The sequence below is a fragment of the Alkaliphilus metalliredigens QYMF genome, assembly GCF_000016985.1.
GTDB classification, from domain to species: domain Bacteria; phylum Bacillota; class Clostridia; order Peptostreptococcales; family Natronincolaceae; genus Alkaliphilus_A; species Alkaliphilus_A metalliredigens.
In genome coordinates this window covers 2,681,641-2,700,286 of sequence record NC_009633.1, presented here as the reverse complement: position 1 = coordinate 2,700,286, position 18,646 = coordinate 2,681,641, and the positions used below count along the sequence as shown (strand labels likewise).

Sequence of the window (18,646 nt, the reverse complement as noted above, 5' to 3'; positions counted from 1 at the left end):
AGGTGATGAATTTGAGAAGGAAAACCAAAGAGATACAGTGTGGAAATGTAATGGTTGGGGGTAATCATCAGGTAAGCGTTCAATCAATGATTACCTCGGATCCAAGGAATATAAGCTCAGCTGTTGCTGAAATTCTTAGGCTTGAGGAAGCCGGTTGTGATATTGTACGGATTGCAGTTCCAACAATGGAATCGGCTAAAAATATATATGACATCAAAAAACAAACGACAATTCCAATTGTAGCAGACATTCACTTTGATTATCGTTTGGCACTTGAATCAATTAAACAAGGGATCGATGGTTTAAGGTTAAACCCTGGTAATATCGGGGATGAAGAACGGGTACGCAAAGTTGTAAATCAAGCAAAAAAGAATAGAATACCAATACGTATTGGAGTCAATGGGGGGTCACTTGAAAAGCAGCTATTAGAGAAGTATGGGCATGCAACCCCTGAAGCTCTTGTTGAAAGTGCAATGGGACATGTACGTATATTAGAAGATATGGATTTTGATGACATTGTGATTTCATTGAAGGCCAGTGATGTACAACTGACAGTGGCAGCTTATCAGCTGATTTCTAAAAAGGTACATTATCCTCTGCATCTAGGTATTACAGAAGCTGGAACTGTTAAAACTGGAACCATTAAATCGGCTATTGGTATAGGTTCTTTATTATTAATGGGCATCGGCGATACAATAAGAGTTTCACTAACTGGAGATCCAGTAGAAGAGGTCTATGTAGGAAAACAAATATTGAAATCCTTAGGATTAAAACAAGGTGAAGTGACAATTATTTCTTGTCCTACCTGTGGCAGATGTAACATTAATCTGATTAAATTAGCTGATGAAGTGGAACGTAAAATAGGTCAATTGAAGAAACCAATCAAAGTGGCTATTATGGGCTGTGCTGTAAATGGTCCAGGGGAAGCAAAGGATGCTGATATTGGCATTGCAGGAGGAATTGATTCAGCACTACTATTTAAAAAAGGAAAGGTTATCAAGAAGGTTCCTGAAAATGAAATCTTAGCTACATTATTATATGAGATAGAAAAAATGTAAAAAGTCGGGTGATAATCATGAAGGCAACCGTTATTGTTCCTGCTTACAATGAAGAAAGAAGGATAAAGGGTGTCCTTGAGCCTATTTGCAATACTTCATTGGTTAGAGAAGTGATTGTTGTTAACGATGGGTCTACAGACAAAACTGCAGAGGTTGCACGCCAATATAATGTGAGTTTAGTTGAAATGCCTAAAAATATGGGTAAAGCTGAGGCAATAAAGCAGGGATTGCGCCAGAATACCAGCGGAATCATACTTTTATTGGATGCTGATTTGATTGGTTTGAAATCTAGTCATATAGCAGACTTAATCCTGCCTCTTCAAAAAGATGATATTGATATGACGATTGGTATTTTTGAGTCAGGAAGATGGATTACAGACTTGGCACAAAAAATTGCGCCAAACCTATCGGGTCAACGAGGCTTTAAAAGAGAACTGATTGGTGAGATTGAGAGACTCGATATGGATAGGTATAATATTGAGGTTGCCATGTCACGATTAATAAAAAATAAAAAGCTAATGACTAAAAAAGTGTTATTAAAAGAGATGAGCCACGTAACAAAGGAGGAAAAACTAGGTTTATGTGGTGGATTACATTGGAGAGTAAAGATGTATAAAGATATCATTAGGTATTGGATTCATTAGGGGGAGGAGTATATGTACGCTACAAAAGAAATGAGCTTGCATGATTTTTTAACGAGGTTGAACATCAATTGTGATAAATTAAATGGTGATTTTCAAGTTCAGGATTTAAAGTTTTATAAGAAAAGTCGAAAGCTTATCTTAGGACTTAAATCTCATGAAATCATTAATTCAGAAGAATTAGATCATATCTTAAGGGAAGTCGAAGAAGCTTTGAAGATCCCCAACCCCATCAAAATTGAATATAAGTATACAGGCAATCCTCAAACTGCACAAGAATTTATTGCACAAGATTGGAATAATATTATATACTTCTTAAAAAACATGATTCCGTCTATAAAGGGGACATTAAATGAAACTTCGTATATCCTAAAGGATGGAGATTTACGGATTACAGTTTCTGATTCTTTTACTTTAAAAAAAGCAAAGGAACGAAATGTGCATATTCAAATAGAAGATCACTTAAAAAATTGGTTTGGACTTAATATCAAGTGTGTTTTAGAGTTAGATGAGAAATCAGCCTTTCATGTGGATGACTATGAGAGTCAAAAAGAAAAAGAGAGTATGCAATTTGTTCAGGAGATCAATAAGGCATCTCAAAATTCAGAAATGGTTACAAGTAATAAAGGTAAGCGTGTGACCGTAGTAGATGATGACAGTATTCTAATTGGTAGAAAGTTTTCTGGAGAGATCATTAAATTGACTGATTTGAAAAATGAATTAGGCACAGTAATTGTTGAAGGAGAAGTTTTTAATCTTGAGTGTAGAGAGCTCAAGGGGGGCAAAAAACTGCTGAGCTTGCAGATAACGGATTATAGTAATTCCATTACAGTTAAGATTTTTGAACGTAAGAAGCAAGTCAAAGATTTAGAGGAATTATTCCACAAGGGCCAATACATTAGAGTTAAGGGAGATATGACCTTTGATAAATTCATGAGGGAAAATGTGTTAATGGCAAGTGATGTGGTTAATATGCCGCAAGAAAAGGGACGTTGGGATAATGCCCCTGAAAAACGAATCGAATTTCACATGCATACAAAAATGTCTTCAATGGACGGAGTTAGCAGTACTTCAGAACTTGTAAAAAGAGCAGCTGACTGGGGACATGAGGCTATCGCAATTACTGATCATGGCGTGGTGCAAGCTTTTCCTGAAGCCATGGATGCAGGAAAAAAACATGGAATCAAAGTGATCTATGGTATGGAAGGCTATTTGATTAATGATGAAGCAAAAATCATCCCTAATGCCACTTTATATTCATTAGATGATGAATACATTGTCTTTGATATTGAAACAACAGGCCTATCAAATCGAAACGATAGGATCACAGAAATTGGTGCTGTTAAAATTAAGGATAGTCAGGTCATTGACAAATTCTCAGCCTTGGTAAACCCAGAAATGAAAATACCATCTAAAATAGTTGAACTCACTGGAATTACAGATGATATGGTGGTTGATAAGCAAACAATTGATGTCATTCTACCTGGCTTTCTTGCATTTATAGGGAGTAGCCCTGTGGTGGCGCATAATTCCGATTTTGATATGGGATTTATTAGAGAAAATGCAAATCGTATTGAAAGAACCATTGAGAATCAAGTGATAGATACGTTGAAGCTATCACGGATTTTGCTACCACAGTTGAAAAGACATAGACTTAATAGTATAGCAAAGGAGTTGAATGTATCCTTAGAAAATCATCATAGGGCTGTAGATGATGCACAGGCTACGGCTGAAATATTTGTCAAATTTATTGAACTGCTAAAGCAAAAAGAGGTTTACACCTTAGAAGAGGTTAATACAAAACTAGTCAAGGATGTAGATTATAAAAAATTAGATACATATCATATTATGATATACGCAAAAAATCAAAAGGGATTAAAAAATCTTTACCAGATTATTTCCGAGTCACATTTAGAGTACTTCTACAAGAAACCCAGGGTACCTAAAAGTATATTAACAAAGTACAGAGAAGGATTGCTAATCGGAACAGCCTGTGAAGCGGGAGAGCTCTATAAGTCAATCCTTGGCAATAAACCAGAATCTGATATTGAAAAAACTGCAAGCTACTATGATTACTTAGAAATTCAGCCTATTTCTAACAATCAATTTTTGTTGGAAAAAGGAATGGTAAACACCACAGAAGAGCTACAAAATATCAATAAAAAAATTGTTGCATTAGGAAACAAGATCAACCTTCCTGTTATTGCAACCGGAGATGTACATTTCTTAGACCCAAATGATGAAGTCTTTAGGAAAATACTCATGGCTGGTCAAGGATTTACTGATGCTGATAATCAGGCGCCTTTGTATCTTAAAACAACGGATGAAATGCTAGACGAATTTCGTTATTTAGGCTCAAAGACAGCCAAAGATGTAGTTGTGAATAACCCTAGGAAACTAAATGAAGAGATTGAAAAATTAATACCAATCCCTGATGGTACTTTTCCGCCGGAGATTGAAGGCTCAGACGAAGAATTGAGAAGAATGTGTTATGAAAAAGCAGAGCGAATATACGGAAATCCTATACCTGAAATCGTTAAAACAAGATTAGATAAGGAGTTAAATTCAATTATTAGTAACGGTTATGCAGTGATGTATATTATCGCACAAAAACTTGTGACTAAATCCTTAAGGGATGGCTATTTAGTCGGTTCAAGGGGATCGGTAGGATCCTCCTTTGCAGCGACCATGAGTGATATTACAGAAGTTAATCCTTTAGCTCCCCATTATGTTTGTCCAGAATGCCGGTACTCTGAATTTATTACAGATGGTTCCTATGGCTCTGGTGCTGACTTACCAGATAAAAAGTGTCCTGAGTGCCACGGTCAATTAATTAAAGATGGACATGAAATACCGTTTGAAGTCTTTCTTGGATTTGAAGGAGATAAAGAGCCTGATATTGACTTAAACTTTGCTGGAGAATACCAAAGTGAAGCCCATCATTATACGGAGGAATTATTTGGTAAAGGCAAGGTTTATCGAGCGGGAACAATAGGTACCATAGCGGACAAAACTGCCTATGGGTTTGTCAAGAAATATTTAGAGGAGAGAGAGCTGTATTATACCAGTGCAGAAGTAAATCGTTTAACCATGGGATGTACCGGTGTGAAGCGAACTTCTGGACAACATCCAGGAGGGGTTATGATTGTACCTGCAAATTTGGATGTCCATGAGTTTTCTCCCATTCAATATCCTGCAAATGACTCAACTTCAGGTGTCATTACAATGCATTTTGATTATCATTCAATTAGTGGTAGACTTCTAAAATTGGATATCCTAGGGCATGATGTACCAACTATCATTAAAATGCTTGAGGATCTTACAGGCATTAATGCACAGGAAATCCCCCTTGATGATGAGAAAACAATTAGCTTATTTACGACGACAAAAAACTTGGGAATTGATCCGAAGGAACTTGGCTGTGAGGTTGGCACCTTAGGGATCCCTGAATTTGGAACCAAATTCGTTCGTCAAATGCTATTGGATACAAAACCCAGTACTTTTGGTGAATTAGTTAGAATTAGTGGATTGTCCCATGGTACCGATGTGTGGCTGAATAATGCACAGGACTTGGTTCGAAATAATATTGCAGAATTAAAAGATGTGATTTCTACCCGAGATGATATTATGAATTATCTAATGCTTAAGGGACTTCCCCCTAAAAGTGCATTTAAAATAATGGAAAATGTCCGGAAAGGAAAAGGACTTAAACCAGAAGAAGAGCAACTCATGAAAGAAAATAATGTGCCAGAGTGGTATATTGATTCTTGTAAAAAAATAAAATACATGTTTCCAAAGGCACATGCTGCTGCCTACGTGATGATGTCATTTAGGATTGCTTATTGCAAAGTTCATTATCCCCAGGCATTCTATGCTACCTATTTCACAACAAAGGCGGAGGATTTTGATGCACATCTCATCGGTAAAGGGAAGGCAGTGGTAAAAAGTAAAATCGATGAACTTGAACTGATGGGGAACGACCTAACTGCCAAAGATAAGAACTTTTTAACGGTTTTAGAGGTAGCCCTTGAGCTATATTGTCGTAATATAGAATTGTTATCGGTTGATGTGTACAAATCTGATCCTGATAAGTTTACGATTATAGATGGTAAACTCCTTCCTCCTTTAAGAGCTTTACAGGGTGTCGGTCAAAATGCAGCTAGGAATATTGCTAAGGTTAGAGAAGCTGGCGAATTTTTATCTAAGGAAGATTTGAGAGAGAGAGCTAAGGTGACAAAAACTGTAATTGAGGCATTAACAAATCATGGATGCATTGCAGACCTCCCTGATACAAACCAACTTTCCCTCTTTTGACTTGCAAGCAGTATACATTTATGCTATACTAATAAGTAATAATATAGGATAAAAATGACAAGAGTGGGCAATTTCCCACTCTTTCCTATTATATTTTATACATATATAGAATAATTATAGAAAAATTGATAAAAAATAGAAATATCACTAAATTATAAAAATTAAATATAGGAGGTACGCTAGTGGGTATGAATAAAATAGAAAGCATAACTGAAGATTTGATAACTCCAATTGTAGAAGCAGAACAATTTGAGCTAGTGGATATTGAGTTTAAAAAAGAAGGACCACATAAATACTTGAGAGTATACATAGATAAACCAGGGGGAATTACTTTAGATGATTGTCAAAAAGTAAGTGAGGGATTGAGCAAAAAATTAGACGAAGCTGATCCAATCGTTGAAAACTATTTTTTAGAAGTCTCATCACCGGGCTTAGATAGACCACTAAAAAGAGAAGTGGATTTTTTGAAATTCAAAGGTGAAATGATTGAATTAAAACTATATGAAGCAATAGACGGACAAAAAACAATTGAAGGTGAATTGGTTGGTTTAATAGATGATAAAATTGTGATCAAGATATCAGAGACTGAAGAGGTAGAGATGCCCAGAGAAAAAGTCGCTATTACTAAATTAGCCATTAAATTTTAGGGGAGGTATATAAGGGATGAGTTTGGAGTTTATTGAGGCTTTAGAGCAAATAGAAAAAGACAAGGGTATCTCTAGAGATGTACTATTCGATGCTTTGGAAGCCGCATTAATATCGAGTTATAAAAGGAATTTTGGATCTGCTGTCAATGTGAGGGTGGAGATGTTAAGAGACACTGGAGATGTCCATGTGTACTCTCAAAAAAAAGTAGTTGAAGTTGTAGAAGATGACTTGCTGGAAATTAACATAGATGAAGCAAAAGAAATAGATCCGAATTATGCATTGGATGATATTGTTGAAAAACAAGTGACACCTAGAAATTTTGGACGTATCGCCGCTCAAACTGCAAAGCAAGTTGTGGTTCAGCGAATTAGAGAAGCTGAACGCGGTATTGTATATGAAGAATTTATTAATCGAGAATCGGAAATCATCACTGGAACAGTTTCAAGAGTGGCAAAAGGAAATGTATATATTAATCTAGGCAAAACAGAAGCCATATTAGGTCCCAATGAGCAAATTCCTAATGAAGTATACAACCATGCCGATCGAATCAAAACATATATTGTTGAAGTCAAGAATACAACAAAAGGACCACAAATTCATGTATCGAGAACACATCCGGGCTTAGTCAAACGCTTGTTTGAATTAGAAGTGCCTGAAATTCATGATGGCGTTGTAGAAGTTAAAAGTATTTCTAGAGAAGCTGGTTCTCGTACTAAAATCGCTGTATTTTCTATTGATGAAAATGTCGATCCTGTAGGGGCCTGTGTAGGACCTAAAGGTTCAAGGGTACAAATGATAGTAGATGAGCTAAAGGGTGAAAAAATTGACATTATTAAGTATAGTGAGGAACCTAAGGAATTCATTTCAAATTCTTTGAGCCCTGCTAAAGTTTTAAACGCTCGAGTGAACCCGGAGGACAAAACAGCTAGAGTGATTGTGCCAGATTACCAACTCTCTTTGGCAATTGGAAAAGAAGGACAAAATGCCAGACTTGCTGCTAAGCTGACTGGATGGAAGATTGATATTAAAAGTGAAAGTCAAGTAAAGACTGATTAGAGGTGGTTATATGAAAACAAAGAAGATCCCTTTAAGAAAGTGTCTTGGATGTAATGAGATGAAATCTAAAAAAGAACTCGTTCGCGTTGTAAAAAACCAAGACAATGATGTTAAAATAGATATAAAAGGTAAAGAACCAGGCAGAGGGGCTTATGTATGCGATGATAAAGAATGCTTCGCTAAGCTTAAAAAAACAAAAGGACTCAATAGAGCTTTTCGATGTGATGTTTCGGAAGAAATATATGAAGGACTAGTTAAGGAGATTGAAAGTCGTGGAAGAAAGAACTAAAAATTTGTTGGGATTAGGAATGAAATCTGGAAGTCTGATTTCTGGAGAAGAAAACTGTAAGAAAGAACTAAAAAAAGGTAAAGTATATTTAATTCTGCTGGCGAAGGATTCGTCAGACAATACAACAAAATTATTCAATGATAAATGTACATATTATCAAGTGCCGATACGAACAGTAGGGACAAAGGAAATACTGGGAAATTGTATTGGGAAAAGCTCTAGAGCTGTAGTTGGAATCAAAGATAAAAAATTTGCATCGAGATTAATGGAGTATATTGATGAAAATTCTTTATGATGCCGCTCCTAGAGCAGAAACTTAGGGGGGTGATTTATTTGTCAAAAGTAAGAGTATATCAATTGGCAAAAGAATTAGGGGTTAGCAGCAAGGAGTTAATCATAAAGCTCAAAGACTTATCTATTGAAGTCGGAAACCATATGAGTACCTTGAATGATGATGATGCAAACCTACTAATTGAGCTATTCACGGAGGATAATAAAGAAGTAAACTCAGATAGTAATCAAGAATCTAAAGTGAATACAGATGACAAACTTGATAAAATTGACAAACCTAATAAAATTGAAAATGCACCAAGTGAAGAGAATCCAAAGAAAAATAAAAAGTCGAAGAAGAAACAAAAAAACAAGAAAAAGGGGCCTACTATGAAAGACGAAAAAGGATTAATTGAAGAAAACACAGATGAACAAATCCTAGAAATAGGTGAAAGTATTATATTAAAGGACTTAACTCATATGTTAGACAAAACACCCACGGAAGTTATTACAAAATTGATTGGGTTAGGAATGATGGTGACAATCAATCAGGAGATTGATTTTGATACTGCGGCTATGGTTGCTTCAGAATATGGCGTTGAACTTAAACAAGCGGGAGTTATGGATGATAGTGATGTAGTTGATGATTTAATTATTCCAGAGGATGATGAAAAGGATCTGATGTCACGTCCACCTGTTGTAACTGTAATGGGCCATGTAGACCATGGGAAAACATCACTTTTAGATGCAATTCGAAAAACCAAGGTAACTGCTAAAGAAGCTGGTGGAATCACCCAGCATATTGGTGCATCAGAAATACAAATCAATGATAAGAAAATTGTATTCTTAGATACCCCTGGCCACGAAGCCTTTACATCCATGCGTGCTCGAGGTGCTAAAGTGACGGATATTGCTATTTTAGTTGTTGCTGCTGATGACGGTGTGATGCCTCAAACAATAGAAGCGATTAATCATGCTAAGGCTGCAGAAGTACCAATCATTGTGGCAATCAATAAAATTGATAAACCTGGTGCCAATCAAGACCGTGTTAAACAAGAACTCTCTGACCACGGAATATTAATTGAAGCCTGGGGTGGAGATGTGATTGCTGTGCCAGTTTCAGCCATAGAAGGAACCAATATTAATGAATTGCTAGAAATGATTTTATTAGTTTCTGAAGTAGAAGAATTTAAGGCGAATCCTAATCGTCAGGCGATTGGCGTTGTGATAGAAGCGAAGCTAGATAAAGGAAAAGGTACTGTTGCAACTGTCCTCATTCAAAATGGTACATTACATGTTGGAGATTCTGTTGTTGTTGGATCAACCTATGGTAGAATTAGAGCCATGACAAACCATGTAGGTGAAAAACTAAGAGAAGCGACACCTTCAACTGCTGTTGAAATAACAGGACTTTCTGATGTTCCTGAAGCTGGTAACCAATTAGTCGTGGTAGCTGACGACAAAATGGCTAGAAATACTGCTGAAAAAAGAGCACATAAAGCTAAGGTAGCCCAACAAAAAATCACCCAACGAGTCTCATTAGATGATCTATATAATCAAATGCAACAGGGAGAAATTAAAGAGTTAAATATAATTGTTAAAGCAGATGTTCAAGGGTCGGTTCAAGCAGTAAAGCAGTCTTTAGAAAAGCTATCAAATGATAAAGTATCGTTGCGGACAATTCATGGTGGTGTAGGTGCCATCACGGAATCGGACGTAATGCTGGCTGCGGCATCAAATGCGATTATTACAGGATTTAACGTAAGACCAACTTCAACTGCTACAGCCATCAGTAAGAAAGAAAAGGTTGATATCCGTACTTATAGAATTATCTATAATGCCATTGAAGATATTGAAGCAGCCATGGTGGGAATGCTTGATCCTGAGTTTAAAGAAGTAGACTTAGGAAAAGCAGAGGTAAGGGCAGCATTTAAAGTACCTGGTGCTGGTGTTGTTGCAGGTTCTTACATCACAGAAGGAAAAATACTAAGAAGTGCTAGTATCCGCTTAGTACGCGATGGCATTGTTGTGCATGAGGGCGCTATAGGATCCTTAAGACGTTTCAAGGATGATGTAAAGGAAGTCAATACTGGATATGAGTGTGGTATCGGGATTGATAAATTTAATGATGTCAAAGAAGGCGACATTATTGAAGCCTATACAATGGAAGAAATCAAAAGATAGTTAAGAAAGGATGAGTGCTTTGGCATATCCTAGAGTAAATAGATTAGCCGAGGAAATAAAAAAAATCATTAGTCATATGATTAGAAATGACCTGAGAGATCCAAGAATAGCAAAGATGACTAGTATTATTGAAGTGAATGTAACAAGAGATTTAAGATTCGCAACAATCTATATTAGTGTGTTAGGAGATCAGCAAGAAAAAGAAGAAACAATTGAAGGCTTGAAAAAATCAAGTGGATTTATAAGAAAAGAAGTTGGAAGACAAATCACAGCACGATTTACTCCAGAACTCATCTTTAAATTGGATGAATCAATTGAGCGAGGCGTCTATATGTATGATGTGATTAGTAAAGTAACTCAAAAAGATATGGATGAGAAAAAAAACAGCGATGAAAAGAGAGATAGTGATGAAAAACTTGAAGATTAATCTTTGGGATTTGGATATCACAAATAAAAAACTGGCTGTCATTTCTCATGTGAATCCAGATGCTGATAGCTTAGGGTCGATAATGGCCCTAGGCTTAGCTTTACAAAAAAATTGTCAATCCATCACGATTTGTGTGTGTGATCATATACCTAATGCTTTGTCATTTTTACCATTTATTAATACGGCCACCAATTATCATTTAACGGAGTCTACACAATATGATATTTGCTTTGTATTAGATTGTGCAGATGAAAAAAGACTTGGTGAGAGTCAAGGTATTTTAGATAAAAGTCATCAGATAATCAATATTGACCATCATGTTAGTAATGGTTTTTTTGGAGATATAAACAGTGTAAATCCTCATGCATCCTCTACCAGTGAAATAATCTATGAACTATTGATAGATAATAATATAACAATTACACCAGACATTGCCACCTGTCTATATGCTGGCATTGTTGGAGATACTGGGAATTTTTTGTATGATAATACTTCTGCTCAAACACATTACATTGCAGGCAGGTTAAAGGAATATGATGCTCAAAGTCAGCTAGTATCCTACCACCTTTATCAAAATAAATCTTTAGGTAGTGCTAAGTTTCAGGGCTACGTTTTGAGCCAATTCGAGAGTTTATGTGGTGGAAAGGTTGCAATCTTTTCAATCACCCTAGAATTACTACAGAAATTTAATGTATCTATTGATGATATTGATTATGTTTCCAGCATAATCAGGGACATTGAGGGCATCGAAGTGGCAGTGGTCTTAAAAGAAGTTGATTCTGAAGTGACAAAGGTTAGTTTTAGATCAAAATGCGATTTTGATGTCAATCAACTTGCACAAAAATTTGGTGGTGGTGGTCATATAAAGGCATCTGGTGCCACCATTTTTCATGAAATTGAGCAAGCTAAAAAAATGGTTCAAAAACAATTAGAAATAGAAATAAGGAGGTAGGCTGGTGGATGGTATTATTAACATATTAAAGCCTCCTGGTATGACTTCCCATGATGTGGTTTCGGTTGTTCGTAAAAAAGCGCAAATGAAGAAAGTGGGACATACCGGAACCTTAGATCCAAATGCAGCGGGTGTACTTCCCATTTGCCTAGGACAAGCCACTAAAGTATCAAACTATCTACTCAACAGTACTAAGATGTACAGGGCAGAGTGTACCCTAGGGGTTGAAACAGACACAGAGGATAAGTATGGAGCCATACTAAGGGAGACTTCGGTATCCTTTTCTAAGGAGCAAATTGAAGAAGCAGTGATGAGTTTTGAAGGAATCCATGAACAGATTCCGCCAATGTATAGCGCCCTAAAGGTCAAGGGTAAAAAGCTCTATGAGTTAGCCAGACAAGGGATTGAAATTGAAAGAAAGCCCAGAAGGGTTCAAATAGACTCCATTAACATTATTAAAATCGATCAAAATAAAGTTATATTTGATGTATTATGCTCTAAAGGGACTTATATTCGAACACTATGTAAGGATATAGGAGATAAATTAGGGTGTGGTGGCATGATGTCCTTTTTATTAAGAATTCAAACAGGGGATTTTAAATTAGAGAATTCAATTTCAATAGAAGAATTTAAGGATGCAATTAATATTGAGTCAATTTTGTTGGATGTGGACGTTCCATTACAACATCTACCAAAGGTGATTGTGAAACAAGAGGCCGAAAAAAAAGCTTTAAATGGTAACAAAATTGCTTTCCAGTACTTAAAAATGAGCCAAGCTCTTGCAGCAGATACAGAAGTACGGGTTTACTTGGAAAAACGATTTATAGGAATCGCTAAAGTTCAAGAAAATCAAGAACAAGAACAATATATTAAATTCTCTAGGTTGTTTATTTAAAGGAGAGCTAATCATGAAGATAATTATGAAATATAATGAAGTTGATCAAAATATAGAAAGAGGGATTGCGTTAGGGAACTTTGATGGCATACACTTGGGGCATCAAAGGCTCATTAATACGCTCATTAAAGAGTGTAAGGAACAAAGCTTAGAAGCCACAGTTTATACATTCATTAATCACCCCGCAACGGTGATTAGTGGGAGAGAAATGCCTCCTCAGATTTCAAACCTATCAATGAAAAAAAAGGTTTTTCAATCATTAGGACTCGACACACTTTTTTTAGATGAATTTAACAAAGAAATCATGTCATTAAGTCCAGAAGCCTTTGTTGAAGAGATCTTAATTAAAAAATTAAATTGCAAAATTGCAGTTGTGGGATTCGATTACCGTTTTGGATATAAGGCCCAAGGTGATGTGACACTGCTTAAGAGGCTTGGCCATCTCCATGGGTTTCAAGTTATTGAAATAAACCCAGTCACATTAGATGATGAAAAAATCAGTAGCTCTAATATTCGTGAGTTTATCGCCGATGGTAAGATGAATGAAGCAACGAAGTTTTTAGGAAGAGAATATTCAATTATCAGTGAGGTGATCCACGGTAAAGGGCGCGGAATTCATTTGGGGTATCCAACGGCTAATTTATTAGTGCATCCAAGTCATTTAGTACCTAAGGAAGGTGTATACGCCACTTTAGTAGAAATAGATGGGTCTGTTTATAAGGGAGCCACATGTGTTGGTACCAATCCTACCTTTGGCAAAAATAGCATTTCTATTGAAACTTTCATTATTGATTATGTGGGGTCTATTTATGGCAAAGAAATCGAAGTGCGCTTTGTTAAATACGTGAGAGATCAAATTAAGTTTGAGAAAACAGAGGATTTAACGAATCAAATGAAGTTAGACATTGAGACTTCAAAAATATATTTACATAAGTAAGTAGATATGATAATATATAGAATGTTATAGAGAACCTATCCTCGGTAATTTGAGTCACCGACAGTTACTTAGGATCAGGGGATTTAATAAGAGGAGGTGAAACCATGGAAAGAACTGAAAAGAAAAGCATCATTGATACGTTTAAGACTCATGAAAATGACACAGGTTCTCCTGAAGTTCAAATTGCACTATTAACTGACAGAATCAATCATTTGAATGACCACTTAAAAACGCATAAAAAAGATCATCATTCTAGAAGAGGTCTTTTGAAAATGGTTGGACAGAGAAGAAACTTGTTAAACTATCTTAAAGACAATCAAATTGAGCGATATCGAGAAGTGATAGCAAGATTAGGATTAAGAAAATAAGATTGGGAAAATAAGAAGAGCGGGTTTCCCGCTCTATTCTTAAATAAAGGGAATTACATATGTTTATGTTATCAAAGCGTTTAGCATAATGATCATAGAAACCTCACATAAGCCATTAGGGCTTTTTATTTTGCTCATTTGTGGTTTTTTTTCTTTAAATGGAAATAATATAAAACAGAGGTTACTATCTATTATAGCAACAATAGTCCCTAAAAAAGAAAGGAGGAGCTAAATGATAAAGCAATTTCAAACAGAATTAGCAGGAAAAACACTACATGTTGAGATTGGCAAGTATGCTGAACAAGCTAGCGGCTCATGTATGGTTCGATATGGAGATACAACAGTATTAGTTAATGCCACTGCATCAAAATCACCTCGAGAAGGAATTGATTTTTTCCCTTTAAGCGTTGACTATGAAGAAAAGTTATATGCAGTTGGAAAAATACCTGGAGGGTTTATTAAGAGAGAAGCCAGACCAAGTGAAAAAGCAGTTTTGACCTCAAGATTAATTGACAGACCCATTCGACCGTTGTTCCCAAAGGGCTATCGGAATGAGGTTCAAGTTATCGCCACCGTTATGTCAGTAGACAAGGATTATGCACCTGATATTGTAGCAATGATTGGATCATCTATCGCCTTATCAATTTCCGATATTCCTTTCGGTGGTCCAACAGGATCTGTTAATGTTGGCTTAGTAAATGGCGAATTTGTTCTTAATCCAACAAGTGATCAGCGAGCAATAAGTGACATAGATTTAGTGGTATCAGGAACAAAGGATGCAATTATGATGATCGAATCTGGAGCAAATGAAGTCACTGAAGATCAGATGCTGGATGCACTCATGTTTGCCCATGAAGAAATCAAAACAATTGTGGCATTCATCGAAGAAATTGTAGCTGAGGTAGGAAAGCCTAAACAAGAAGTACAACTATTCGCAATTGATGAAACATTAGACATGGAAGTAAGAGTCTTTGCTAAAGACAAAATAGTGACAGCGATGAAAACTTTTGACAAAATGGAAAGAAATGAAAGACTTGATAATGTGAAGAAGGAAATACTAGTACATTTCAGTAAGCAATATGAAAATGAATTGAAAAGTATCGTCGAGGTAATCAATAGTATTATAAAAGAACAGTTTAGATATATGATTACACATGATAAGGTGAGGCCGGATGAAAGAGCCTTAGATGAAATCCGTCCTATTACCTCTGAAGTAGGTATTTTACCGCGTACTCATGGAACTGGATTATTTACCCGGGGGCAGACACAAGTATTAACTGTGGCCACACTGGGTGCATTAGGTGAGGTTCAAATTTTAGATGGTTTAGGAGAGGAAGAATCTAAACGTTATATGCATCATTATAACTTCCCTCCCTATAGTGTTGGAGAGGCCAAATTCTTACGTGGTCCAGGAAGACGAGAAATCGGACATGGCGCCTTAGCAGAGAGAGCTTTACTGCCAATGGTTCCATCTCAAGACGACTTTCCCTATGCGATCCGTCTAGTTTCAGAGGTACTGAGTTCTAATGGTTCCAGCTCACAAGCAAGTGTTTGCGGTAGTACATTGGCCCTGTTAGATGCAGGAGTACCAATCAAGGATATGGTTGCTGGAATCGCTATGGGACTTGTAAAAGAAAACGATAAGATTGCGATCTTATCAGATATTCAAGGAATGGAAGACGCTTTAGGGGACATGGACTTCAAAGTTGCGGGTACTGATAAAGGTATTACTGCCATTCAAATGGATATTAAAATAAAAGGAATTCATAAAGATATTCTAAAAGATGCTTTAGAACAAGCTAGAGTTGGAAGATTGCATATTTTAGATAAGATGAAAAAAGCCATTGATAAACCAAGACCAGAACTTTCACCATTTGCACCTAGGGTACTGAAAATGAAAATCCATCCTGATAAAATTAGGGATGTAATTGGATCAGGTGGAAAGACCATTAATCGAATTATTGATGAAACTGGTGTTAAAATAGATATTGATAATGATGGCACAATATTCATTGCAGCTGAATCCCAAGAAGCTGTAGAAAAAGCGATTATCATAATCGAGAACATTATTAAGGACCCCGAAGTAGGTCAGAACTATACTGGTAAAGTAATCAAAATAATGAACTTTGGCGCATTCTTAGAAATATTACCAGGCAAAGAAGGATTACTTCATGTATCTAATATTGCCCATGAGAGGGTTAATAAGGTAGAAGATGTCCTTGAAGTCGGCCAAGAGATTGAAGTTAAAGTAATGGAAATTGATCAGCAAGGTAAAATAAACCTTTCCAGAAAAGCGTTATTACCTAAAGAATCAAAAGCAGAAAATACTAAAGAAGAGAAAGCATAAACCCTGTAGGTTTATGTTTTTTTTATAAGAAGGAAAAGAGTTTGAATAACTATATAATTTGAGAATAATATATTATCAAGCTTGCATTTTGTTTAGGGGGTTGATAATATGTTAATTATTATTAATAAGAATATGCTTAAACTCATTATCGCGGTTGTTTTGATTGCTTTAGTGATTGCCGTAGGAACGATTTTATATAATCGTACTGATGACAGGGCTGTCATGAATATGTATGAGGAAATGATCCCACAACCAATTGATAAAGGAGATCAAGCCAGTGATCATATCGCTTTTGCATGTAATGTTGACTGGGGAAATGAAGTGATTCCTGAAATGCTTAGGGTATTAGAAGAAAAAGATGTGAAAATCACTTTCTTTGTAACGGGAAGATGGGCTAAGTCTTTTCCTAGTGAATTTCAAGAAATAATTAAAGCGGGTCATGAAATTGGGAGCCATGGATACCACCACTCAGATTATAGTAAATTATCTTTACAAGAGAACAAAAGACAAATTCAAGATTCCGAAGAAGTGATTATGAAGTATACAAATGTAAAACCAACCTTGTTTGCCCCACCTTCCGGCGCATTTAATGAAAATACATTGAAAGCAGCTGAAGCCCTAGGGTATCAGACAATTCTATGGACTATCGACACAATTGATTGGAGAAAGGATAGTACTAAGGATGTCATTATAAGAAGAGTAGTGGAGAGAGATGATCATGGGGGCGCTATCATTTTAATGCATCCCATGCCTGAAACAGCTAAGGCACTGCCAAATCTAATTGAAAAAATGGCAGAGAAAGGCTTGAATGTCGGTAGAGTAACCGATGTATTAACAAAATAAGATTTGTAATTTAGAGTAGGTAAACGATAGTCAATATGACAAAATCGACTTAGGAGGAAATTATGTACAAAAAATATACTTTAGACAATGGGCTAAGGATTGTGACGGAGCATATACCTCATGTCAAATCAATATCCATAGGCCTGTGGATAAAAGCGGGATCTAGAAATGAAGATGAATCAAATAATGGTGTGTCACACTTTATCGAACATATGCTCTTCAAGGGAACAGAAAATAGATCTGCTAAAGACATTGCAGAGGAGATCGATGGTATTGGGGGACAAATTAATGCTTTCACCAGCAAGGAGTGTACTTGCTACTATGCTAAGGTACTAGATGAACACTATGAATTAGTACTAGATGTACTAGCAGATATGTTTTTTAAATCAAAGCTCGATTCTCTTGAGATTGATAAGGAACGTAGTGTCATTATTGAGGAGATCAGTATGTATGAAGATTCTCCTGAGGATTTAGCACACGATTTATTATCTCAAACTATTTATAGTGGCAACACATTAGGGCTACCGATATTAGGGACTCAAAAAACATTAGAAAACATTGATAAAAAATCAATGAAAGACTATATGGAAAATTACTATACCCCTGATAATACAGTGATAGCCATAGCGGGAAATTTTGAAGAAAAAAGTTTGCTTCAAGCCATTGAAAAAAGATTTGCTAATTGGGAAAGTCAACCTCATCGTTCCAAGCAAGCTAGTGAAATAAAGCTTAATTTTGAAGAAAAGGTAAAGAAGAAAGAAATTGAACAAGTACATCTGTGTTTAGGCTTCCAAGGAACTTCTTTAGATAGTAAAAATTTGTACCCACTTTTAGTCTTTAACAATATACTAGGAGGAAGTATGAGTTCACGTTTATTTCAAAACATACGTGAAGAGAAGGGACTAGCGTATTCTATTTATTCTTACCCGTCCATCTATACAGACAGTGGATTCTTAGCAATTTATGCAGGAATGAATCCACAGCAGTACTCGGTTGTATCTGAACTGATATCACAGGAGTTGAGCAACCTACGTGAGAAGGGTCTAACGGAAACAGAATTTCGTAAGTCTAAAGAGCAGCTGAAGGGAAACTATATATTAGGTCTTGAGAGTACAAGTGGGCGAATGAGCTCTATGGGGAAATCAGAATTGTTATTAGGGAAAATATATAGCCCCAAGGAAGTGGTTGATCGAATTAATAGAATTGAAATAAAGAATGTATTACAAGTGATTGAAGATAGTATCGGAACAAATAATATTTGCAGTGCAACCGTAAGAAAATAATAATAAGACCTAAGGGTCTTATTATTTTGACCATAGTATCATAATAAATGTTATCATAACTGATAAGTATATTTTATTAAAATTTGAAATTTAGAATAAACGATAGTTAAACAATTAAAGTACACCATGAGTTA

General features: G+C 36.0%; 16 protein-coding genes. All 16 read left to right on the top strand.

Annotated elements, in window-relative coordinates:
• Positions 1-5: 5 nt before the first annotated feature.
• The 16 genes from ispG (at position 6) to AMET_RS13145 (ending at position 18,512) form a co-directional block, all read left to right on the top strand.
• Positions 6-1,058, top strand: coding sequence for a flavodoxin-dependent (E)-4-hydroxy-3-methylbut-2-enyl-diphosphate synthase (gene ispG, locus AMET_RS13220; RefSeq protein WP_041720800.1), 1,053 nt, complete (start codon positions 6-8; stop codon positions 1,056-1,058).
• A 17-nt stretch (positions 1,059-1,075) separates the two neighbouring features.
• Positions 1,076-1,702, top strand: coding sequence for a glycosyltransferase family 2 protein (locus AMET_RS13215; protein ID WP_012063804.1), 627 nt, complete (start codon positions 1,076-1,078; stop codon positions 1,700-1,702).
• Between the two features lie 12 nt (positions 1,703-1,714).
• Complete coding sequence (locus AMET_RS13210) at positions 1,715-6,013, top strand: PolC-type DNA polymerase III (RefSeq protein ID WP_012063803.1); 4,299 nt, start codon at positions 1,715-1,717, stop codon at positions 6,011-6,013.
• A 188-nt stretch (positions 6,014-6,201) separates the two neighbouring features.
• Positions 6,202-6,660 (top strand): ribosome maturation factor RimP, encoded by a 459-nt coding sequence (rimP, locus tag AMET_RS13205; protein WP_012063802.1) that lies wholly within the window; start codon positions 6,202-6,204, stop codon positions 6,658-6,660.
• 16 nt (positions 6,661-6,676) lie between these two features.
• Complete coding sequence (gene nusA / locus AMET_RS13200) at positions 6,677-7,717, top strand: transcription termination factor NusA (RefSeq protein ID WP_012063801.1); 1,041 nt, start codon at positions 6,677-6,679, stop codon at positions 7,715-7,717.
• 10 nt (positions 7,718-7,727) lie between these two features.
• A complete protein-coding gene (gene rnpM, locus AMET_RS13195; RefSeq protein ID WP_012063800.1) occupies positions 7,728-8,006 on the top strand; it encodes an RNase P modulator RnpM in 279 nt (92 codons plus the stop codon).
• Positions 7,990-8,301 carry a L7Ae/L30e/S12e/Gadd45 family ribosomal protein gene (locus AMET_RS13190; protein WP_012063799.1) on the top strand — a complete coding sequence of 104 codons (312 nt, stop codon included), beginning with the start codon at positions 7,990-7,992 and terminating at the stop codon, positions 8,299-8,301. Before rnpM ends, AMET_RS13190 begins: the two co-directional genes overlap by 17 nt.
• A 38-nt stretch (positions 8,302-8,339) precedes the next feature.
• A complete protein-coding gene (gene infB, locus AMET_RS13185; protein WP_012063798.1) occupies positions 8,340-10,460 on the top strand; it encodes a translation initiation factor IF-2 in 2,121 nt (706 codons plus the stop codon).
• Positions 10,461-10,470: 10 nt separating this feature from the next.
• Positions 10,471-10,887 (top strand): 30S ribosome-binding factor RbfA, encoded by a 417-nt coding sequence (gene rbfA / locus AMET_RS13180; RefSeq protein ID WP_012063797.1) that lies wholly within the window; start codon positions 10,471-10,473, stop codon positions 10,885-10,887.
• The gene (locus AMET_RS13175; RefSeq protein WP_083760995.1) at positions 10,832-11,839 is read left to right on the top strand and encodes a DHH family phosphoesterase; all 1,008 of its coding nucleotides are present in this window, start codon (positions 10,832-10,834) and stop codon (positions 11,837-11,839) included. The genes rbfA and AMET_RS13175 overlap by 56 nt, the downstream gene beginning before the upstream one ends.
• A gap of 4 nt (positions 11,840-11,843) precedes the next feature.
• Positions 11,844-12,734 (top strand): tRNA pseudouridine(55) synthase TruB, encoded by an 891-nt coding sequence (gene truB, locus AMET_RS13170; protein ID WP_012063795.1) that lies wholly within the window; start codon positions 11,844-11,846, stop codon positions 12,732-12,734.
• Positions 12,735-12,747: 13 nt separating this feature from the next.
• Positions 12,748-13,671, top strand: coding sequence for a bifunctional riboflavin kinase/FAD synthetase (locus tag AMET_RS13165; protein ID WP_012063794.1), 924 nt, complete (start codon positions 12,748-12,750; stop codon positions 13,669-13,671).
• A gap of 104 nt (positions 13,672-13,775) precedes the next feature.
• On the top strand, positions 13,776-14,039 hold the full coding sequence (rpsO, locus tag AMET_RS13160) for a 30S ribosomal protein S15 (RefSeq protein ID WP_012063793.1): 264 nt from the start codon (positions 13,776-13,778) through the stop codon (positions 14,037-14,039).
• 232 nt (positions 14,040-14,271) lie between these two features.
• Positions 14,272-16,386, top strand: a complete 2,115-nt coding sequence (locus AMET_RS13155; protein WP_012063792.1) for a polyribonucleotide nucleotidyltransferase — start codon at positions 14,272-14,274, stop codon at positions 16,384-16,386.
• 108 nt (positions 16,387-16,494) lie between these two features.
• Positions 16,495-17,229 carry a polysaccharide deacetylase family protein gene (locus AMET_RS13150; protein ID WP_012063791.1) on the top strand — a complete coding sequence of 245 codons (735 nt, stop codon included), beginning with the start codon at positions 16,495-16,497 and terminating at the stop codon, positions 17,227-17,229.
• 62 nt (positions 17,230-17,291) lie between these two features.
• The gene (locus AMET_RS13145) at positions 17,292-18,512 is read left to right on the top strand and encodes a M16 family metallopeptidase (RefSeq protein ID WP_012063790.1); all 1,221 of its coding nucleotides are present in this window, start codon (positions 17,292-17,294) and stop codon (positions 18,510-18,512) included.
• Positions 18,513-18,646: the final 134 nt, after the last annotated feature.